This is a genomic window from Variovorax trehalosi, assembly GCF_051216415.1.
Lineage (GTDB): Bacteria > Pseudomonadota > Gammaproteobacteria > Burkholderiales > Burkholderiaceae_C > Variovorax.
Genome location: NZ_JBPJZG010000006.1, coordinates 425,793 through 445,134, shown reverse-complemented (window position 1 = coordinate 445,134; position 19,342 = coordinate 425,793). Strand labels below are relative to the sequence as shown.

16 protein-coding genes are annotated in these 19,342 nt (G+C 64.3%); 11 read left to right on the top strand and 5 right to left on the bottom strand.

What is annotated here, in order from left to right:
* Positions 1 to 31: 31 nt before the first annotated feature.
* Both ACSFA7_RS24025 and ACSFA7_RS24020 read left to right on the top strand, forming a co-directional pair.
* The gene (locus ACSFA7_RS24025) at positions 32 to 1,021 is read left to right on the top strand and encodes a Bug family tripartite tricarboxylate transporter substrate binding protein (protein ID WP_435501678.1); all 990 of its coding nucleotides are present in this window, start codon (positions 32 to 34) and stop codon (positions 1,019 to 1,021) included.
* A gap of 3 nt (positions 1,022 to 1,024) precedes the next feature.
* Entirely contained in the window at positions 1,025 to 2,521 is a 1,497-nt protein-coding gene (locus ACSFA7_RS24020; protein WP_435501677.1) for a class I adenylate-forming enzyme family protein, read from the top strand.
* On the opposite strand, the gene ACSFA7_RS24015 is transcribed toward ACSFA7_RS24020, so the two are convergent.
* Positions 2,484 to 2,951: a nuclear transport factor 2 family protein gene (locus ACSFA7_RS24015; RefSeq protein ID WP_435501676.1), complete on the bottom strand. Its 468-nt coding sequence runs from the start codon at positions 2,949 to 2,951 to the stop codon at positions 2,484 to 2,486. The two genes, ACSFA7_RS24020 and ACSFA7_RS24015, sit on opposite strands and share 38 nt — an antisense overlap.
* A gap of 196 nt (positions 2,952 to 3,147) precedes the next feature.
* On the opposite strand from ACSFA7_RS24015, the gene ACSFA7_RS24010 reads away from it, so the two are divergent.
* The gene (locus ACSFA7_RS24010; protein WP_435501675.1) at positions 3,148 to 3,327 is read left to right on the top strand and encodes a DUF3606 domain-containing protein; all 180 of its coding nucleotides are present in this window, start codon (positions 3,148 to 3,150) and stop codon (positions 3,325 to 3,327) included.
* A gap of 163 nt (positions 3,328 to 3,490) precedes the next feature.
* Positions 3,491 to 4,168 (top strand): hypothetical protein, encoded by a 678-nt coding sequence (locus ACSFA7_RS24005; protein ID WP_435501674.1) that lies wholly within the window; start codon positions 3,491 to 3,493, stop codon positions 4,166 to 4,168.
* Here the strand turns inward: ACSFA7_RS24005 and ACSFA7_RS24000 are convergent.
* Positions 4,114 to 5,337 carry a DNA topoisomerase IB gene (locus tag ACSFA7_RS24000; protein ID WP_435501673.1) on the bottom strand — a complete coding sequence of 408 codons (1,224 nt, stop codon included), beginning with the start codon at positions 5,335 to 5,337 and terminating at the stop codon, positions 4,114 to 4,116. The two genes, ACSFA7_RS24005 and ACSFA7_RS24000, sit on opposite strands and share 55 nt — an antisense overlap.
* A 110-nt stretch (positions 5,338 to 5,447) precedes the next feature.
* Between ACSFA7_RS24000 and ACSFA7_RS23995 the strand changes: the two genes are divergently transcribed.
* Positions 5,448 to 6,494 carry a purine-nucleoside phosphorylase gene (locus tag ACSFA7_RS23995; protein WP_435501672.1) on the top strand — a complete coding sequence of 349 codons (1,047 nt, stop codon included), beginning with the start codon at positions 5,448 to 5,450 and terminating at the stop codon, positions 6,492 to 6,494.
* Between the two features lie 6 nt (positions 6,495 to 6,500).
* Here the strand turns inward: ACSFA7_RS23995 and ACSFA7_RS23990 are convergent, their stop codons facing one another.
* The 3 genes from ACSFA7_RS23990 to ACSFA7_RS23980 are packed head-to-tail and all read right to left on the bottom strand — an operon-like array spanning position 6,501 to position 9,085.
* Positions 6,501 to 7,181, bottom strand: coding sequence for a TIGR02117 family protein (locus ACSFA7_RS23990; protein ID WP_435501671.1), 681 nt, complete (start codon positions 7,179 to 7,181; stop codon positions 6,501 to 6,503).
* A 4-nt stretch (positions 7,182 to 7,185) separates the two neighbouring features.
* Positions 7,186 to 8,427: a Y-family DNA polymerase gene (locus ACSFA7_RS23985; RefSeq protein ID WP_435501670.1), complete on the bottom strand. Its 1,242-nt coding sequence runs from the start codon at positions 8,425 to 8,427 to the stop codon at positions 7,186 to 7,188.
* A 52-nt stretch (positions 8,428 to 8,479) separates the two neighbouring features.
* Positions 8,480 to 9,085: a YiiX family permuted papain-like enzyme gene (locus tag ACSFA7_RS23980; RefSeq protein ID WP_435501669.1), complete on the bottom strand. Its 606-nt coding sequence runs from the start codon at positions 9,083 to 9,085 to the stop codon at positions 8,480 to 8,482.
* A 61-nt stretch (positions 9,086 to 9,146) separates the two neighbouring features.
* Here ACSFA7_RS23980 and ACSFA7_RS23975 point away from each other — a divergent pair, with 61 nt between their 5' ends.
* The 6 genes from ACSFA7_RS23975 to ACSFA7_RS23950 all read left to right on the top strand — a co-directional run bounded on the left by ACSFA7_RS23975 (position 9,147) and on the right by ACSFA7_RS23950 (position 19,124).
* Complete coding sequence (locus ACSFA7_RS23975; protein ID WP_435501668.1) at positions 9,147 to 9,710, top strand: putative glycolipid-binding domain-containing protein; 564 nt, start codon at positions 9,147 to 9,149, stop codon at positions 9,708 to 9,710.
* 200 nt (positions 9,711 to 9,910) lie between these two features.
* Positions 9,911 to 12,784, top strand: a complete 2,874-nt coding sequence (tssI, locus tag ACSFA7_RS23970; protein ID WP_435501667.1) for a type VI secretion system tip protein TssI/VgrG — start codon at positions 9,911 to 9,913, stop codon at positions 12,782 to 12,784.
* Between the two features lie 74 nt (positions 12,785 to 12,858).
* Positions 12,859 to 17,886 (top strand): RHS repeat-associated core domain-containing protein, encoded by a 5,028-nt coding sequence (locus ACSFA7_RS23965; RefSeq protein WP_435501666.1) that lies wholly within the window; start codon positions 12,859 to 12,861, stop codon positions 17,884 to 17,886.
* Positions 17,883 to 18,212 (top strand): hypothetical protein, encoded by a 330-nt coding sequence (locus tag ACSFA7_RS23960; protein WP_435501665.1) that lies wholly within the window; start codon positions 17,883 to 17,885, stop codon positions 18,210 to 18,212. The genes ACSFA7_RS23965 and ACSFA7_RS23960 overlap by 4 nt, the downstream gene beginning before the upstream one ends.
* Before the next feature lie 158 nt (positions 18,213 to 18,370).
* The gene (locus tag ACSFA7_RS23955; RefSeq protein WP_435501664.1) at positions 18,371 to 18,784 is read left to right on the top strand and encodes a hypothetical protein; all 414 of its coding nucleotides are present in this window, start codon (positions 18,371 to 18,373) and stop codon (positions 18,782 to 18,784) included.
* A gap of 112 nt (positions 18,785 to 18,896) precedes the next feature.
* Positions 18,897 to 19,124 (top strand): hypothetical protein, encoded by a 228-nt coding sequence (locus tag ACSFA7_RS23950; RefSeq protein ID WP_435501663.1) that lies wholly within the window; start codon positions 18,897 to 18,899, stop codon positions 19,122 to 19,124.
* The last annotated feature ends 218 nt before the right edge of the window (positions 19,125 to 19,342 follow it).

Sequence of the window (19,342 nt, the reverse complement as noted above, 5' to 3'; positions counted from 1 at the left end):
CCGAAGAAATAAACAACAGGAGACAACGCTCATGGAATCCTTCGATCTCTCCCGGCGCCATGCCGTGGCCGCGCTGGCGGGCAGCGCATTGCTGTCCATGCTGCCCGCGCGCGTCTTCGCGCAGCAGCCGCCGCTGCCATCGCTCATCAAGCTCGTCGTCGGCTATTCCGCCGGCGGACCGGTCGATGGTGCGGCGCGCCTGCTCGCGCCCGCATTGAGCCAGGAACTCGGCACGCAGGTGATCGTGGACAACCGCCCCGGCGCCGGCGGATCGCTCGGCGGCAACACGGTCGCCAAGGCGCCGCCCGATGGCGCCATGCTGTTCCTCGGCGCGAGCCCGACCATCACCATCAACCCGAACGTGCAGCGCAACATGCCGTTCGATCCGATGAAGGACCTGACGCCCATTGCGCCGCTGGTGGACTACACCAACGTGCTCGTGGTCAACAAGGACCTACCGGTGCGCAACGTGGCCGAGCTGCTGGCCTATGCGAAGGCGAAGCCCGGCAAGCTCTTCTACGGCTCGGCTGGCGTGGGCGCCTCCAACCACCTGAGCGGCGCGCTGCTGGAGAAGATGACCGGCGTGCAACTCACGCATGTGCCCTACAAGGGCAGCGCGCCCGCGCTCGCCGACGTGATGGCGGGCACGGTGCCGATGATGTTCGACATCATCGCGACCTCGCGGCCCTTCATCCAGTCGGGGCGCCTCCGCGCGCTGGCGGTCACTTCGCGGCAGCGCAACCGCATGCTGCCCGAGGTGCCGACGATGATCGAATCGGGCGTGGCCGACTACGACGTGGGCGGCTGGTTCGGCCTCTACGGCCCGGCGCGCATGGACCCGGCGCTGGTCGCGCGCATCAACGCGGCGGCGCACAAGATGCTGGCGCGCGAGGACATCGCGAGCCGCCTGCGCGAGCAGGGCTACGACGTGTGGTCGGGCGGGGCGGAGCTGCTGGCGACCAAGGGGCAGTCCGACCGCAAGCTCTGGGCGACCGCGTCCAAGGGCATCGAGGCGGAATAGCCGATGCAACGCATTCACAGCCTGCTGGAAGAACGCGCGACTCGCACGCCGGGAGCCGTCTTCCTTTTCGAGACTGGCGGCACCACCACCTATGCGGCGTTGCAGGCGATGGCCGACACGGCCACGCAAGACCTGCTGGACGCCGGCGTGCGCCCGACCGACCGCGTGGTGCTGGTCGCGGAGAACTGCGCCGCGCACATCGCGCTGCTCATGGCATGCAGCCGCGTCGGCGCGTGGTCGTGCGGCGTGAATGCGCGCATGTCTCCGGGTGAGATCGCGGCCATCGTCGAGCGTGCGGATGCGCGCCTGTGCTGTTTCACGACCGGTTCCTCGGCCGCCGCGCGCCAGTATGCGGAGCGCGCCACCGCGGCGCCGGCCGGGCTGCCGGGCGTCATGTACTCGGCCGTGCGCGCCGAAGCGCAGCCGGAGCCCGACCCAGCGCTGGCCGACACGGCCGCAATCATCTTCACCTCCGGCACATCGGGCATGCCCAAGGGTGTGATGGTGTCGCACCGCGGCCTGCTGCACTTCGGGCGCGTGTCGGCGGCCGTGCGCGCGCTCGACGGGCGCGACCGCGTCTACGCGTTCCTCCCGATGACGCACATCTTCGGCATCGGCACGGTGCTGATGGCCGCGCTCACGGGCGGTGCGTCGCTGGTGCTGCGCGGCAGCTTCTCGCCGGCCGATGTGCTGGATGCGCTCGCGAACGAACAGGTGTCGAACCTGCTCGGGCCGCCGACGATGTATGCGCGGCTGCTCGCGCACATCGAGGCCGAGCACGCCGCGCCGCGCTTTCCGCGGCTGCGCTACGTGTACACCGGCTCCGCGCCGCTCGACCTCGGGCTCAAGCAGCGGGTGGAGCACCTGTTCGGCCAGCCGCTGCACTACGGCTATGGCCTCTCGGAATACGCGGGCTCGGTGTTCCTCACGCGCACCGAGGCGCCGCGCGCGGACACGGCGGCCGGGCATGCGGTCGAGGGTGGCGAGGCGCGCATCGTGGGCATCGACGGCCAGGAAGCGGCGCAGGGAGAGACCGGTGAAATCTGGCTGCGCGGCCCCGGCCTGATGCTCGGCTACTTCCGCGATGCGGCGGCCACCGCGCAGGTGATGCGTCCTGGCGGCTGGTACGCCACCGGCGACCTCGGGCGCTTCGGCGACGACGGTGCGCTTTTCGTGGTCGGCCGGCTGAAGGAAATGATCATCCGCTCGGGCTTCAACGTGTACCCGGCCGAGATCGAGGCGGTGATCGGGCGCTTCGAGGGTGTGCACCTGTGCGCAGTGGTCGGCGTGCCGGAGGTCGATGGCAACGAGCAGATCGTCGCCTTCGCCGAGATGAAGCCCGGCGCCTCGCTCGACGAGGCCGCGCTGCGCGCCTACCTGGCCGAGCACCTCTCGCCCTACAAGCGGCCGGCCCGCGTCGAGGTGATCGACGCCATGCCCACCACTGCCAACGGCAAACTGCTCAAGCGGGAACTGCAAGCGCAGGCCCGGCGGCCCTGAGGTCCTCGGGAAGGTCGCCGATGACGATGCGACGGCCTTTTTGCGTGTCCATGTACTCGCGCATCCGGGCGATGCGGCCTTCGCGCAGTTCGAGGATGAAGCAGTAGTCGTTGTCGTAGCGCCGGCCGTTGGCGAGCGTGGCCTGCAGGCGCATTTCGAGCACCACGGTTTCGTCGTCGCAGAGCAGCTGGGTGAAGTCCACCGAGACGTCGGCCACGAAGAGCTTCGGGAATTCTTCGACGAGGAAGCGCACGATCGTGTCGGGTCCGATCATGTGATCCGTGAAGCCGAGGGCCACGCCGGTGGCGTTGTCCTTGGGCGCGAGCCACTCGGCGTCGTCGGTGAACGCGGCCCGGATGCGCCCTGCGTCGCGGCTCGCGAACGCCTTCCATGCCTCGGTGACGGCGCGCTTGTTCTGTTCGGGTGTCATGCTGTGTTGCGGTCGCGGGAGTGAAGGAGCGGCCGACGATAGGCGTGGCGCCCCGCGCGGGCGCGCTGCTTCCGGACATCTCCAACCTCCGCCGCGTGCACCCTCGGATTTATCCTGCAAGGAGGTGCGCTGCCGTCCGCCAGCCGGACGCCTGCGGACGCTGCATCGTGGGAGCCTTCAACAAGGAATCCACACCATGGCCGATGACCTGAGCAAGCGCGGACCGCAGGATGCAGCCCGCATCAATGTCAATGAATCCCACGAGGTCCGCTACTGGACGCAGACGCTGGGCGTGACCGAGGCGCAGTTGCGTTCGGCCGTCGCCGCCGCCGGCGTCGAGGCAAAGGACGTGCGCACCTACCTCGGAAAACCCTGAATCACTGAACTTGGGTGCTGAAAGCGTAGGCACGCTCCTACACCTGGCCGGGGAGGCGGGCACGATACTTGTTGCCTTCTCCCCGCTTCAGGAAGTTTCTCGTGACCGTGTCTCCAGCCACCCTCCGCCGTGTGGGCTGCGCCCCCAACTGGGCTGCAGCGCAATGAAATCTTCGCCCGGAGCGCGCAGCTGGATCGCCGCGGGCGTGCGCCACGAACTGCTCACGCGCGCCCTGCCGGCCCTGCGCCACGACATGGCCGCGCCCGTCTCGGTGGTGCGCATGGCGGTGCTGATGCTCAAGCGTCAGGTGGCAGCCGACCCCGTCGATCGTGCCGCGTGCGAAGAGCGCGTGGCTCTCATCGACAACCAGGTGTCGGAACTGGTGGAAGCCATCCGGTCGCTGCGCGATTGGGAACTGGCCACCACCGACGACGGCATCACCCGCAGCGCGCTGGTGGCGCAATGCGTGAACCTGATGCGCTCGGCCTTCGACCTGCACGGCGTAACGCTCGATGTCGAAGCCTCGCTCGACCCGCAGGAAGACGAACCCCGCTGGCCTGCTGCCGCAGCGCTGCGCTACCTGTTCCTGGGCGCGCTGGGCTATCTGCACGACGGCGTGGCCGAAGCCGGCGCGATCCGCGTCGAGTCGGTCGGCACCGATGCGCTGCGGCTCATCGCGGTGCCGCGCGAAGCCGGTGGCGTGAACCCGGTGCTCGACGCGCATCGCGCACCGCGCGCGCTGGCCATCGATGCCGTCGCGCTGCAGAACCTCGCCGAGGACATGGGCTACGCCATTGCGCTGGAAGGCGACAGCGTGCGCCTTTCGCTCGCGACCGGCTGAGATTTCCGTCGCGTGCCGGTGCGCCGTCCGCGCACTTGCGCCTGCCGGTGCGTTCGCAGGAAAGCCAGCAGCCGCCGCTCCGCCGCATACAGGCCGCGCGAAGGCTTGGCCGTCGCGCGGCCAGCAATCTTCTCGAACAACGCGGTGGCCGCATCCTCGTCGTCGTCCGCGAGCGCGCTGCCCAGCGCCAGCACGGCCGGGTGCACGTAGGCCTTCTTGCAGACGGCCGGTGTATTGCCCAGTTGCTTGGCGACCGCCGCGAGGATGTCCTTGGCGCTGTAGCGACTGCCGTCCGAGGCGGTGCGGCCCGGCTCGCACGCCAGGCGCGTGAGTTCCAGGGCCTGCACCGTGCCGTGCCAGGTGCGGAAGTCCTTGGCGGTGAAGCGGTCGCCTTCGGCGCCTTCCGCGGCTTCGGCGATGTAGTCGTTGACGTCGGTGGATGAAACGCCGCGCAGTTCGCCTTCTTCGTCCGCGTACTGAAAAAGCGCCTGCCCCGGCAACTGCTGGCACTGGCGCACCACCTTCGCCACGCGCGGGTCTTCGAGCTTCGCCTCGTGCATCACGCCGCTCTTTCCCTTGAAGTGCAGCCGCAGCGCCGAGCCCTGCACGGCTGCATGGCGGTTGCGCAGCGTGGTGAGGCCGAAGGAGCCGTTGCTGCTCGCGTATTCCTCGTTGCCCACGCGCAGCAGCGTGGTGTCGAGCAGGCGCACCAGGGCGGCGAGCACCTGGCTGCGCCCGGGCACCTTCTGGCCCCTCGCCGGTTGCAGGTCGCGCGCGACGCGGGCGCGGATGCGTGGCAGGGCGAGCGCGAAGGCTTCGAGCCGGTCGAACTTGGTCTCGTCCTTCATCACGCGCCAGTCGGCGTGGTAGCGGTACTGCTTGCGGCCGCGCGCGTCGATGCCGGTGGCCTGCAGGTGGCCGTTGGGCAGCGGGCAGATCCACACCTCTGTGTAGGCCGGCGGAATGGCCAGCATGCGGATGCGGGAGATCTCGTCCACGTCGCGCAGCCAGCGGCCCTTGGCGTCGCGGTAGCGGAAGCGCTCGCCGTGCTTCAGGCGGCGGATGCCGGGCATCTCGGGGTTCACGTAGACCAGGCCGTTCGCAATCGGCGTCGGCTTGGAGGGCGCCTTGGCAGGCGGCTTGACGATGGGCGAGGTAGAGGCCGGCATGGGGTTTGCGTCTGGAGATGCACCCGCTTGTGCCAGCACCGACAATCGCCCGGTGTAGGACGCCGCAAGCTGTTGGTGCCTCCCTTCCACTTATCTCCGCCGAAAAAATCATGCTTCCTCGTTGGACCTCTCTTTGCGCCCGCTGGTCGGCGCTGTGCGCGGTGGCGCTGCTCGCCACGGCCTGTGCCTCCAACTCGCCCGCGCCGAATGCCTCGGCCGCATCGGCCGCGCCCGTCAAGGTCAAGGTGTTCGTCGCCGCCATGTTCGAGATCGGCCAAAACACCGGTGACCGCGCCGGCGAGTTCCAGTACTGGTACGAGCGCTACTGGAAGGGCGCGAAGCCGATGGCCGTGCCCGGCGCGCTGCAACCCGTGTACTGCAACGCCGATGGCGTGTGCGGCGCGGTGCTTGGCATGGGCAAGGTCAATTCTTCGTCGTCGATGCAGGCCATCCTGCTGAACCCGCAGTTCGATTTCTCACAGGCCTACTATGTGATTTCCGGCGTGGCCGGCACGCCGCCCGCGCGCGGCACCATCGGCGAAGTGAACTGGGCCACCTGGCTCGTGGACTACGACCTCGGCCACCGCTGGGCGCCCGAAGAAAACAAGGCCGGCGAGCCGACCTTCATGCCGCGCAAGGGTTATGAGGACTACCGCCGCTTCAAGCTCAACCCCGACCTCGCCGGCTGGGCGATAAAACTCTCGGCCGACACGCCGCTGAAGGACTCGGAGTCCGCCCGCAAGTACCGCCTGCGCTACCCCGATGCCGCGGCGCGCCGCGCGCCCTTCGTCGGCACCGGCACCCACATGACCGGCGACACCTTCTTCCACGGCCCCGGCATGTCGAAGCAGGCGCAGTACATCGCCAAGCTCTACGGTGCCGACGACTACGTCATCACCGAGATGGAAGCCGCCGCCATCACCCTCGTGATCAAGCGCACCCACGGCACCGACCGCGTGATGAGCCTGCGCGGCGCGGTCAACTTCGACCAGGGCAATCCGAAGGAAAGCACGCTGCAACACCTGGACCCTGCGCCGGGCGAGACGGCGGGTGGCTTTGCCGAGACGGTGGAGAACATCGCGCTGGTCGGCACGCGCGTGGTGGACCACATCGTGAAGAACTGGCCCCAGTGGCGGGCCGGCGTGCCGAAGCCCTGAGCGGATTCAGGGCTGCGCGGGCTGCAGGTGCCAGGTCACATTGAAGTCGAAGGGCGTCCAGCGGCTGGTCCTGACGCCCGCGCTTCTGAGGCCGCGTCCGGTCCAGGTGTTGCAGGTCTCGAAGAGGTTGTAGCCGCCTTCGGCTTCGTAGAAGGCATCCTGGTTGTCGTAGTGCGCGCCGGCAATCGGCGTTGCGCGGCCTGAAGGCAGCGAGGCGCGCACATAGGTCACGAGCTGCGCGTACTGCGCCTGCGAGAGCGGCAGCTTGTAGGCGCCGCGCCGCATCTGCGCACGCTGCAGGTAGGTGATGTGCATCAGCGCACGATTGCCGCCCGCGAGCGCACCGAAGGCGCGTGCGGCCGTGAGGTCGGCCCAGGTGGGCGTGTGCAGGTAGAACTCGCGGTCGCCCCAGCCGATGGCGATGAATTCGGCGTCGGACGGGACAGCCTTGAAGTCGGCAAGCGGAAAGAGCTGCTGCCAATTCATGGTGGCCGAGCGCACCGGGAACACGAGGTCGGTGTGCACGCCGTTGCTCAGCACCCAGGCTTCCACGGCCGGTGCTTCTGCGGTCGGCTTCGTGTTGGCAGGCCACAGCACGAGCGCACAGGCCACCGCGACATACAGCCCCACCGCAAGCAGGAACCCCAGCAGCGTGAATGCGATGCGCCGGAGCCAGCGTTTGATCATGGCTTCAGAAGAGCGACGCAGTGGTCGAGGCCGGCTCTGTCGTCGAGCGCGCTGCGCCTGTGGGTGCCAGCGCCTCCGGGCTGCCCGCCTTCGCCAGCGCTCCCACGCGCACGCCCAGCAGGCGCAACGGCCGCTCCAGCGGTACGCGCTTGAGGCACTGCCCGCCGACCTGCCGGATGGTCTTGCCGTCGTCGGTGAAGCGGTCGATGGTCTGGTCGCGCGTGGCGATCTTGAAGTCGTCATAGCGCAGCTTGATGCCGATGGTCTTGCCCACGTAGCCCTTGCGCTGCAGGTCTTCGGCGACCTTCTCGCACAGGTGCGTGAAGATCGCGCCCAGCTCGGCGCGGTCGCGCACCGCGTGCAGGTCGCGGTCGAAGGTGGTCTCGCGGCTCATCGAGACGGGCTCGCTCTCGGTCACCACCGGCCGGTCGTCGCGGCCCCAGGACACCTCGTGCATCCATGCGCCGGTGGCCTTGCCGAAGTTCTGGATCAGCCAGTCGCGATCGCGCGCCGCGAGCTGGCCCACGGTCTCGATGCCGAAGCGCTTCAACTTCTCGTCGGCCTTGGGGCCGATGCCGTTCACCTTGCGGCAGGGCAGGGGCCAGATGCGGCTCTCCAGGTCGCCTTCGTACACCACCGAGATGCCGTTGGGCTTGTTGAATTCGCTCGCCATCTTGGCGATGAGCTTGTTGGGCGCCACGCCGATGGAGCAGGTGAGGCCGGTGGCGTCGAAGATTGATTTCTGGATCAGCCGCGCCAGCGAGCGCCCCCCGTCGCGCTGGCCGCCGGGCACGTCGGTGAAGTCGATGTACACCTCGTCCACCCCGCGGTCTTCCATGAGCGGCGCGATGTCCAGGATCACCTGCTTGAAGGCGCGCGAGAAGCGCCGGTACTCGTCGAAATCGACCGGCAGGATCAACGCCTGCGGACACAGCTTGGCGGCCTTCATGAGCCCCATGGCCGAGCCGATGCCGAACTGGCGCGCGGGGTAGGTGGCGGTGGTGATCACGCCGCGGCCCGCGTAGTCCTTCAGGCGCGGAAAGGCCTTGATCGGAATGTCGGCCAGCGTGCCGCCCTCGGGCAGGTTGCGGATGGCCTCGTCGACGCTGCGGCGCCCGCCGCCGATCACCACCGGCAGGCCCTTGAGCTGCGGATAGCGCAACAGCTCGACCGACGCATAGAAGGCGTCCATGTCGAGGTGGGCAATGCGGCGGATCGGGCCTGTCGAGGAGGGCGGGGAACTCACGGAAACGATTGTCTCGCGACCGCAGGGGTTCCGCCCGCCGAGGGGCTCCGGTTCAGCGTGTTTCGACGGTCACGAGCAACGGCGAATCGAACATCGCCACCGGCGAGATCACCGGCTCGTCCATCGGCACCTTGTCGCCGTAGCGCTCGCGCATCTTGGCGCGCACGGCCGGGTCGGCAAGGTTGAACTCGCGGATCTTCTGCAGCTCGCCGATGCGCACGCCCAGCGCGCGCTGGTAGAGCTTCCACACGAGCTCGGAGCAGTAGATGCGCCCGTCCGACCATTCGAAGGTCAGGTCGTAGGGCCGGCCCGCGAAGTCCGACGTGCGGGCGTGGAGGCGCGCGACGGCGCCGGGTGTCAGCAGCTTGTCGGCATCGCGCAGGCGCTTGACCACGTAGCGCCCGCCGTTGCCGCGGGCCGTCCATTGCGCGAGCGGGGTGTAGCGCACGGTCGAGACTGCCTCGAACACGAAGGGCTTGCCGTCCCTCAGCAGCACGATGCCCATGTGGCTGTAGCGGGAGCCGGTGGCGCGCTGCACGGCCACGCTCTGGGCCGAACGGGAGGTGTGGAAGATGATGTCGCCGTCTTTCAGCGCCGCCGCGTGCGCGGCACTGCTTGCCAGAAGAGCCAGGAACACTGTGGAAAGGGCTTTCATCATGCGGGGCATTTTGCGTGATGAAGCTTGCGCACTGCCGCATGCCGGTGCCATCATCCGCGCCATGCAAACCGTCGCCTCCATCCTCTGGCGCAGGCTCGATGCCCCGGGCCACGACGCATGCCGGCTCGAACGCAATGCCTCGGCCTGGCAGCTGGACGGCGCCGCGGTGTTCCGCCAGGAGGACGGCCGCATTGCCCAGCTGCACTACCGCGTGCGCTGCGACCTGCACTGGCACACGCAATGGGGCATGGTGCGTGGCTGGCTCGGCGACTCGGCCATCGAGCTGTCGATCGCGCGCGATGCGCATGGCCACTGGAAGCTCAACGACGAGGCCGTGCCCGACCTGTCGCATTGCGTGGACCTCGACCTGGGGTTCACGCCCGCCACCAACCTGCTGCAGTTGCGGCGGCTCAATCTCTCCAAAGGCGAACGCGCCGATGCGCCAGCCGCCTGGGTCGACCTGGATGGCGGCGGCGTGCTCAGCGAGCTGATGCAAAGCTACGAGCGGCGCAGCGAGAGCGAGTACGCGTATGTGGCGAAGCGCTTCGACTACGAGGCGGTGTTGAAGGTCAACGCGGACAGCTTCGTGAGCGACTATCCGCGGCTCTGGGTTGCGCAAAGCTAGCCAAGCGATAGCGGGTCGCGCATTGCGCTCGAGTCGGGCAAGAGATAGGCGCGAGTAAGACGCGGTTCAGCCCAGCGTCGCAAATTTTTCACACCTCGCTGCCCCCGTTGCAAGCGTGAGCCCTGGTTGACCATTGTTTGCAACGGTGCAAATCCAGCTGCCAGAGACTGCCGGACCGTCGTTCCTCCGAGGTCCCGCAGATGTCTCGAACCCTTGCCGTTGCCAGCTCCGTCATTCCCGATTCGTTGGAGCCTGTGCGGCTCTCGGGCCGCGAGGGCGTCAACAGTCTGTTCGCGTATGAGCTGTTGCTCAAGACCCCCGATGCGCTCAATTTCAGCTTCGGCGCCGCAGCGGACATCGATCTCGACAGCTTCATCGGCCGGGAGATCAGTTGCCTGATTGAACTCGACGGCGCGGGTGAGCGGCAGATCAACGCGCTCATCACCGATGCGCAACTCTGGGGCGAGGAAGGCCGGCACGTCCAGTACAAGCTCACTCTGCGCCCCTGGCTGCACCTGGGCACGCTGACCAGCGACTGCAGGATCTACCAGAACAAGACGGTCGTGCAGATCCTGGATGCATTGCTCGCGGACTATGTTTTTCCCGTCGACAAGCATTTGAGCGAGACCTACCCCGTCCGGGACTTTCAGACGCAATTCAACGAGAGCGACTTCGCGTTCTTCGAGCGCCTGTGCCAGGAGTGGGGTCTGAATTTCTACTTTGCGCACAGCGAAGGCAAGCACCGTCTCGTGCTCACCGACAACATGGGCGCGCACGTCCCCATGGACAGCGTTGCGTACCGAGAGGTCGAATACCACGCGCCTGGCTGGAAGCTCGATGCCGAATACATCAGCAGTTTCGTTCCACACCACCAACTCACCAGCGGGCGCTACGTCAGCCGCGACTACGACTACACCCGCCCCAAGGCCGACCTGAGCGTCAGGCGCGCCGATCCCCGCCCCACCGGGCAGGCCGATCAGGAGGTCTACCAGTGGCACCACAGCCAGGCCGGCAGCCACTACGTGCAGCCTCGCGCCGGTGCAGGTACCAACGAACCTCTTGCAGAAGGTGATCGCATTGCGCTGCTGCGCATGCAGGCGCTGCGCACTCACGGCGCACGCGCCAAGGCCAGCGGAAGCCTGCGCGGCATGGTCCCCGGCTTCACCTTTCAATTGCAGAAGCATCCCCGCGCGGCGGCCAATATCCAGTACCTCGTTCTCGACAGCCAGTTCCTCATCGAGAACGTCGCAGAGGAGAGCCAGGGCCCGGAGGCTGCAGCGCACCGCAAGCAGCAGTGGCGTGTCGAGGTCGACTTCACCGCTCATCCCATCACCGAACCCCTGCGCCCTGAACTGTCGCGGCACAAGCCGCACACGCAAGGCCCCCAGGTCGCACGGGTCGTCGGCCCCGAGGGCGAGAACCTGTGGACCGACGAACTGGGCCGCATCAAGGTCCAGTTCCCCTGGGACCGGCTCGGCCAGAAGAACCAGCATTCCACCTGCTGGCTGCGCGTGAGTTCGCCGTGGGCAGGCAACCAACTCGGTGGCGTGCACGTGCCACGCATCGGCCAGGAAGTGATCGTCGACTTCATCGGCGGCGATCCGGACCTGCCCATCTGCACCGGCCGGGTGCACAACCAGATGAACCTGCCGCCCTGGAGTCTTCCTGGTCAGGTCGCGTTGTCGGGTTTTCGCAGCCGCGAACTTGTCAAGGACGGCGGCAACAGTTCGGGCGGCCGCTCCAACCATCTGATCCTGGATGACACCGACCGGAAGATTCAGGCGCAACTCAAGAGCGACCACCAGAGCAGCTCATTGAGTCTCGGCCACGTCACGCGCATCGATGGCAACGCCGGTCGCCAGGATGCACGTGGCGAAGGTTTTGAATTGCGTACCGATGCGCACGGCGCCATCCGGGCAACACAGGGCCTGCTCATCACCACTGAGGCGCGCCCCAATGCCAGGGCGCATCTGCTCGACAGCGGCGAGACCCGCCAGCGCCTGGTCGAGGCGCGCGATCTGCATGACGCAGGGGCGCAGGAGGCGCAGAAGAACAGGGCGCAGGAAGGCAACGACCAGGCCGAAGTCGCCAAGTCTCTGCAGGCGCAGAACGACGCCGTCCAGGGCGAAGGCGCCGCCGATGCCGAAGCCGGACGCTTCCCAGAGCTGGCGCAGCCGCACCTGGTTCTGGCCAGTCCGGCGGGCATCGAGACCACCAGCCAGTTCAGCACGCACATCGCCAGCGTCGAGCACACGGCCATCACCAGCGGCAAGCACACCAGCATCACCAGCGGCGACAGCCTCCTGGGCGTGGCGCTGCAGGCCATCAAGCTCTTTGCGGCGCAGAAGGGCATCAAGGTCGTTGCGGCCCAGGCCGACATCGACATCCAGGCGCTGAAGACCTGCGTCAACCTGCTGGCCAAGGACGAGATCACGATCCGGGCCGACAAGATCAGGATCGAGGCCAGGACGGAGTTGGTGATCAGTGGCGGCGGCAGCTACGCCCGCTACAAGGGCGGCAGCATCGAGAGCGGCACCGCCGGCCCGCATGTCCAGCATGCCAGCGTGCACAGCATGGTCGGCCCCAGCAATGCCAGCCGGCCGAGCCTGCCGGACGGATTGAAGCCGGGCAAGGGGCAACTCGAGCTCACGCACCGTTATGCCAACAACCATGGCTTGAAGGGCGCGGACTACAAGGTCACCGATTCGGCCGGGCAGGTCAGGACCGGCACGCTGGATGACAACGGCTTTGCGGCTGTCTCGGGGCTGGCACCGGGTGGGGCGCGCATCGAGCTGGGAGAAGACCCGCGCAATCCGTGGGACCACGCCAGCTATTTCGGCAAACCGACGTGGCCGCCCAAGACCACCGACGGCCATGCGAAAGCGGTCACTGTTCCTGCAAACGACATGTTTGCTGGCCTCATGAAACAGGTCAATGGCGCAGCCAGCGGTATCGCCCGTCTCGCCGGCGTGACCGCTGCGGCATCTGCCGCAAACAACGCGATGGGCGAGATGGCCGGCAAGGCCGCGGCGCGATTGCCGCCGGGCGTGATGTTGCTTCACACCATGGTCTGAAACCACAGGCGTGCGCAGCGCCTGTCCGTACATCAAAAAATCAATATGAGCCGGGAGGCTCGGGGAGTTCCGGCATGGCCGAGATATCGCAAGCAGAGAGAGCGCAGAAGGCAAACGAGAGGGAGGCGGTCGTCAAGCCGCTCGACCAGATCGATCCGGCAGAACTGCCCGGCGCCAAGAAGGCCGTCAACGACTGGTTGATGAAGATCAGCAACGGTCATGTCACGCTGGACAGGGTCATGACCGTCGCCAGCGCCGTTCCGATCCTCGGCAACATTCTGGCGGCCATTGACGCGGTGTGCGACATCATCATCCTCGTCGAGAACAAGGCTGCGAACGTCGGGGAGAAAGCCCTCAATTGGGTGAGCTTCGGCATCAACCTGATCGGCATCATTCCGTTCCCCCCGACCATGGCCGCAGCGCGAACCAGCCTGCGGCCCGCACTGCATCTGGTGCGAAGCAAGCTCAGCACCGCCGGTCACGGACTCGGCGATGCGCTTGTGGTGATGCTTGTCGACCACCTCAATGCGACGTTGGCCGGCGAACTCGAAAAGTTCGTGGACGAGGCCAGCACCAAACTCAAAGACTTACTGAAGTCGGCCGCCACCATGGCGAATGACTTGCTCTCGGGCTTGAGCAAGGTCTTGCGCAAGCTTGCATCGGGTACGCCCTTCGACACCAGCACACCGGCGCCCGCGGAGCCTCCCAAACGCGATCCCGAGACCACCTACGAGAGCGGTGTTTGGGGTGCCATCAAGGGAATTGCCGGTGACATCAAGGAGGGAGTCGAGGACGGTGCCAGCTATGTTGGCGAGCAGGCTGCACACGGCGCCAAGGTGACTGTCAATGCTGGGGCTGGCCTGGCGATGCGTCACACCGATGCTGGCGAGAAGGCCGCGAAGCTGATGAACGCCTATGCCGACTCACTGGACAGCTTGGCCGTGGATGCGAAAACGAAGATCGAAAGATTGGGCGACGCGGGCGTCGACATGTCCATCGCCTGGCTTCTCCTGAGGCTCAAGGATGCTGTGTTGCGTTATCGCGCCAAGGGCAAGACGGGCGGTTCCACCGTCAATCCCACAACGACCGCGAAGCATGATCAGAAGAAGACGAATGCGGAGTTGGAAAAACTGAACGCGGAGCGCGTGAAGGGCGTGAGCAATGCCAACCCTTGCAAGAACTGCGCAACCGGTGCTCAAACGCCCAACTCCATCAGCTTTGCAACTGGCAGCGAGACTGTTGTCCATACCGACTTTGCATTGCCGGGCCACATGCCCATCGTCTGGAGCCGCACGTACCATTCGCGCCTGGCGGCCTACGACAATTCGCAGCCTCGATCGGGGCATGCCGGCACCAGCGCCTGCCTTGGTGCTCGCTGGACCAGCCCCTACACCACCCGCATCGACCAGGCCGCGGACGGTAGCCTGAGCTACTTCGCCGCCGATGGCCGCGAGCACCGCTTCCCCGGGCTGGCAGAGCCTGGGGATGGCAGGGCTGGACAGACTCACCACGATCCCGTTGAAGACCTCACCCTCGGCCGGGTCGAGGGTGGCCTGCTGATCCTGAGCCACGGGCGGGATTACGTCGAGACCTTCGAACTCGCGCCCCATTTCATGCAGAGGGGCAAGGCCCCGACCAGGAACAAGGTCGTCCACTACCGCCTGGTAAGTCAGCGCACCCGCAGCGGGCACGTCACCGAGCTTGCGTATCGGCATGCAGGTGGTCAGCTCTCGGACATCGTCAGCGGTGACATCCACGTGAGCACCGCCATTGACGGAGCGGGCAGGATTCAGAGCCTGTGGCGGGTCGTGGATGGCATTGCCGTGCGAGAGTTGGCTGCGTACACCTATCGGACGCTCTCCGACGGCAGCAGCGATCTCGTCGCCGCCAAGGATGAGAACCAGGACACCTGGCGCTACGACTATCGGGCCGCAGGCGAGACGGCCAGCACCCACCTGATCTCCAGGTACACGGACCGCACGGGCCGCGGCATTCATCTTGAGTGGGAACACGAAGATGGCAACGCAGTGGATCTGCATGCGGGCAACAGCGCCCGGGCCAGGGCATACCGCGAGTACGCCGACGACGGCACCTTCGACACCACCATCGTCTGGAACAACCACGTTCGTCTGGCCACCGTCATCGATGCGCTTGGGGCGCAGACACGCTACTACTTCGATTTCCTGGGCTACACCTACCGCATCGTTCATCCGGAAGTTCGCGGTGCGGACGGCATGCTCTATGCGCATGAAGAGTGGTTCTTTCGCGATGCGCTAAAGAACATCACGCGGCATTTGCATGCCGATGGCAGCAGCGATCACTACACCTACGACGCGCACAGCAACCTCGTGAGCCACACGCGCGCCAACCACAGCACGGTGCACTTCGCCCACGACGACATGGACAACCTGACCGGCATCCGCGATGCCGAAGGCCATATCTGGAAGCGCACCTACGAGGGCGTCAACCTCATCGAGGAGATCGATCCGCTGGGCCACAAGACCGAGTACGCCTACAACGAGCACGGCCTGCCGGTGGAAATCACCGATGCCAAGGGCGGCAAGAAGCGGTTGGCCTATGACGATGTGGGCCAGTTGACGGCCTACACCGACTGCTCGGGCAAGACCTCGAGCTGGGCCTATGACGACCGGGGACGCCTGCTCAAGGCAACGAATTCGGCTGGCGAGACGACGCAGTACCACTACGAGCGCGGCCAGCTGACGGGCATCGTCAATCCCGATGGCACACAGGAGCAGTTGGCACACGATGCCGAAGGCCGCCTGCTCTCGCATCGCGATGCCTTGCAACGCGAGACCCGCTACGAATACAACGCCGTGGGCCTTCTTGCCCAGCGCCTGGATGCCAACCGCAACACCATCGACTACCAGTGGGACCGCCTGGGGCGGCTGACGGCGCTGCGCAACGAGAACGGCCGCACGCACAGCTTCAGCTACGACCCGCTGGGCAAGCTGCTGTCCGAAGTGCAGTTCGACGGCACCGAGACCGTGTACGGCTACACCCCGGCGACCGGCGTGCTGCGCCAAGTCACCGAAGGCGATGCGGTCACCCGGTTCGATTTCGATCCCACAGGGCGCCTGACGGGACGCATGGCAGGGCTGTATGTCGAGTCCAAGGACCCGGACGGTCGTTCCCTCGGGCGCACCTTGGACCCGCAGAGCATTCAAACCGACAGCTATGCCTACGATGGCAACGGGCAACTCATCGATGCCCGCAACCCGCACATCCACTTGCAGTGGTTCCCCGATGCCGTCGGCAATGTGAGGACCGAGCATCATCACTACCTGATCGACGAACAAGGCCGACCGAGCAGCCAACCACTGACGGCCGTCTGGCAGCACCGCTACGACGAGCTTGGCAATCGCATCCAGACCACGCGCCCCGACGGCCACACCACCACCTGGCTGACTTACGGCTCGGGCCACGTGCACGGCCTGATGCTCGACGACATGGAGGCCCTGCAGATCGAGCGCGATGACCTGCATCGGGAGGTCAAGCGGATACAGGCCAACGAGGTGGTCCAGGAGCAGCAGTACGACCCCGCAGGGCGCTTGAAGGCGCAGGTGCTCAGTCGCGTGGAGAGACTGGGCCAGAGCCGGGGTGGCCCCGCAGCCCCGAACGCCAGCGCATTGGGCATCCAGCGCAAGTACAGCTACGACCGCGCCGGTCAGCTCACCGACATCGGCGACAGCCGCCGTGGCAGCTTGAGCTACCGCTACGACCCTGTAGGCCGTTTGCTACAGGCGCAAAGCCAGTTGGGCACCGAGACCTTCGCGTTCGATCCGGCCAGCAACATCCTGGACCCGATGGCGCAAGCGGCAAGAGAGGCCGGAGCACTCAACAACATTCCCGCCGTCCTGAACAACCTGGTGAGGGACTACGCAGGCACGCACTTCGAATACGACAGCCGCGGCAACATGGTTCAGCGGTTGCACAACGGCCAGCGCACGCGCTTCGCATGGGACGCCTTGGGTCGTCTCACCGAGGCGCGCACGCAAGACACGCGCACGTCATTCCTGTACGACCCGCTGGGTCGGCGCATTGCCAAGTGCAGCGAGCCGATCGTCATCACCAGCATGATGGACGGCAGCCAGTACCACGCAGCCGAGTACCGGCGCCAGATGCAGGAGCGTGGCCTTGGCACGGTGCTCTTCGGCTGGGATGGCGACCAGATGGCCTGGGAGTCGGACTCGGCACGAGACCGGACGGTGCATTACGTGTTCGAGCCCAACAGCTTCGTGCCGCTTTTGCAGGGCAGTACCAAGGTCGACATGCGCCGGGCGATGCTGCAGCGCCCGAAGGCGATGATGCAAACCTATATCGATGCGCAAGGCAACTACGACCTGGATCAGGACCCGCTGTACAACGGGATGTACGAGCCGGGGCTGGGGCAGGACGGGGGGCCGCCAGCGCCGCTGGAGAACATCCACTACTACCAGTGCGACCACCTCGGAACGCCGATGGAGTTGACCGATGAGGGCGGCAACATTGCGTGGGAGGCGAATTACAGGGCGTGGGGTGAGGTCAGGCTCACGATCAGCGAGGCCGCCAGGAAGGCGGGGCTGAAGAATCCGATCCGGTTCCAGGGGCAGTATCTGGACGAGGAGACGGGGCTGCACTACAACCGGTTCAGGTATTACAACCCGGTGGTTGGACGGTTTGTATCAAAAGATCCAATTGGATTGCGAGGTGGAATTAATTTATTCCAGTACGGTCCTAATCCGGTGAAATGGATTGATCCGATTGGACTTTCTGCCGCATCCGATTTGCCTCGAATGAAAGGGCGAAGCGTGCCCCGTGTCGGGTCGATCCTGAACAATGCCGGGTTTACTAAAACGAAAGACAATGGTGCGAATGAAACTTGGAAACACACGGATGGATCGGAGGTTCGAGTTCATAAATACGGAAACAAATGCCTATGTCTTCATAAATCAGGAAATAATGCACATGTCCATAAGGAAGATCCTGCGGGGGGGCAGCTTAATGATCGCGGGCGTGTATCAGTAGACCCGGTCGAAACCCACATTGGTATCCGCAACCCTGTCGATTTGCCATTTTTTCGAGGAAGGCCGCACGGATCATGAGCTATGAATATAGATTGGTTTTCGATGACGCCATCTTGGCACCAAATGTTATGAAATCTTTAATACTGAGCGAGGCCTGCGTCAAGGTGCAAGCAAGGGAGGTTTATTTAAAAGACAAAGAATTGCAGACTCCATCTGAGTATGACGCTAGATTGATTCAAGAGGGCGATCAATCCATCTGGATGGAGCTCAATTTAAAATCGAGGAATTTGTATAAATTGGTGCACTCGTCATTGAGTGGCGGGGGCGTTCGATGTTATGAGGATGGAGATTTAAATGATGAAATTTCCCTGAAGGAGGCATTCCGCATCAAGGATGAAAAATAAAATAAAAATAGGAAATTATGAAAATGATGGAGCCATTAAATAAGGCCTTGAATGAGGCCGAGGATTTGAAGGTGAATTTCATTGTTGGCATGATTCATGGCGGTGAGAGTTTTTCTGCTGCTACTTGATGTGTCTCGATTCGAGAAGTAAATTTACCGATGCCATATCGTTTAAATTTAATCGTGAATTTAATAAATATTAACTATATACGCGGCCTCTACGATTTCTTATTTGATAGAAGTGAAGAGGAGTTGGAGGGGTTTGATGTTAATTTATCCAAAAATCAAAAAATCCTTTTCGAAGAAATGGTTGGTAGTTTTAAGAGGTTTGGTCCAATTTCGAGGAAAAATATCATTGATGGCCTGAATTTAATTTACAATAATTATTCCGATGAGGATTTGTGGAGAAGTGCTATTCCGCATGATCTTCCTCTTGGTCGTGTGACGAATAGGCAGGCTTATTTAAGAGGGGTTATTTTTGCATTGTCAGATGGCGCCCCGAGTCTGCTTGATAAGCGGGAATTTTTATTGGTGGATGAAATTGGGCCGAGTGGATTGGATTTTTCCAAATAGTCGATCCTGCGCAGTGAGAGCGGTAAATGGCATCAATCGCCAGTAGGTATTCCGAGCTGGGGCAAGAGAGTCTCCGGATTCAATGCAAATATTTTTCGACTACATCCATGAGATGTACTACTACTTGCTCTCCATGAGCGATGACGATCTCGATGATTTCTACATCAACGACGAGAACTGCCGCATCAAACTGTTTAATGCCATGAAGGCCGACTTCAATACCTATGGGCCGGTGAGCAAACAAAGGGTTCTGGAGGCAATCGAATTCATCCTGTCGTCTGGTGACGTCGAGCCGCATGCGGTTCGGTCGATGATGTCGAAGACAAGCGTGGTTACTTGATTTCGCTATACAAGTACTTGGCTGGGCGTGTGCCGCAGCCGAGAGACTTTGGTCCCGATGTGGAGTTGGTCGATGCGATAGGACCTGACGGCATAGACGTAAGGCCTTAGGGCCTGCCGCGATAAAAGGTCGTCATACGCAGACGCATTCCGCATTCCGCATTCCGCATACGAGGCTGATTGCGGAGGTTCATCCACGATGCATATCGTGCCGACGCT

Excerpts from the sequence above, each read along its gene's own strand:
- ACSFA7_RS24025 (WP_435501678.1), top strand. The coding sequence starts at position 32 with ATGGAATCCTTCGATCTCTCCCGGCGCCATGCCGTGGCCGCGCTGGCG.
- ACSFA7_RS24020 (WP_435501677.1), top strand. The coding sequence starts at position 1,025 with ATGCAACGCATTCACAGCCTGCTGGAAGAACGCGCGACTCGCACGCCG.
- ACSFA7_RS24015 (WP_435501676.1), bottom strand. The coding sequence starts at position 2,951 with ATGACACCCGAACAGAACAAGCGCGCCGTCACCGAGGCATGGAAGGCG.
- ACSFA7_RS24010 (WP_435501675.1), top strand. The coding sequence starts at position 3,148 with ATGGCCGATGACCTGAGCAAGCGCGGACCGCAGGATGCAGCCCGCATC.
- ACSFA7_RS24005 (WP_435501674.1), top strand. The coding sequence starts at position 3,491 with ATGAAATCTTCGCCCGGAGCGCGCAGCTGGATCGCCGCGGGCGTGCGC.
- ACSFA7_RS24000 (WP_435501673.1), bottom strand. The coding sequence starts at position 5,337 with ATGCCGGCCTCTACCTCGCCCATCGTCAAGCCGCCTGCCAAGGCGCCC.
- ACSFA7_RS23995 (WP_435501672.1), top strand. The coding sequence starts at position 5,448 with ATGCTTCCTCGTTGGACCTCTCTTTGCGCCCGCTGGTCGGCGCTGTGC.
- ACSFA7_RS23990 (WP_435501671.1), bottom strand. The coding sequence starts at position 7,181 with ATGATCAAACGCTGGCTCCGGCGCATCGCATTCACGCTGCTGGGGTTC.
- ACSFA7_RS23980 (WP_435501669.1), bottom strand. The coding sequence starts at position 9,085 with ATGATGAAAGCCCTTTCCACAGTGTTCCTGGCTCTTCTGGCAAGCAGT.
- ACSFA7_RS23975 (WP_435501668.1), top strand. The coding sequence starts at position 9,147 with ATGCAAACCGTCGCCTCCATCCTCTGGCGCAGGCTCGATGCCCCGGGC.
- tssI (WP_435501667.1), top strand. The coding sequence starts at position 9,911 with ATGTCTCGAACCCTTGCCGTTGCCAGCTCCGTCATTCCCGATTCGTTG.
- ACSFA7_RS23965 (WP_435501666.1), top strand. The coding sequence starts at position 12,859 with ATGGCCGAGATATCGCAAGCAGAGAGAGCGCAGAAGGCAAACGAGAGG.
- ACSFA7_RS23960 (WP_435501665.1), top strand. The coding sequence starts at position 17,883 with ATGAGCTATGAATATAGATTGGTTTTCGATGACGCCATCTTGGCACCA.
- ACSFA7_RS23955 (WP_435501664.1), top strand. The coding sequence starts at position 18,371 with ATGCCATATCGTTTAAATTTAATCGTGAATTTAATAAATATTAACTAT.
- ACSFA7_RS23950 (WP_435501663.1), top strand. The coding sequence starts at position 18,897 with ATGTACTACTACTTGCTCTCCATGAGCGATGACGATCTCGATGATTTC.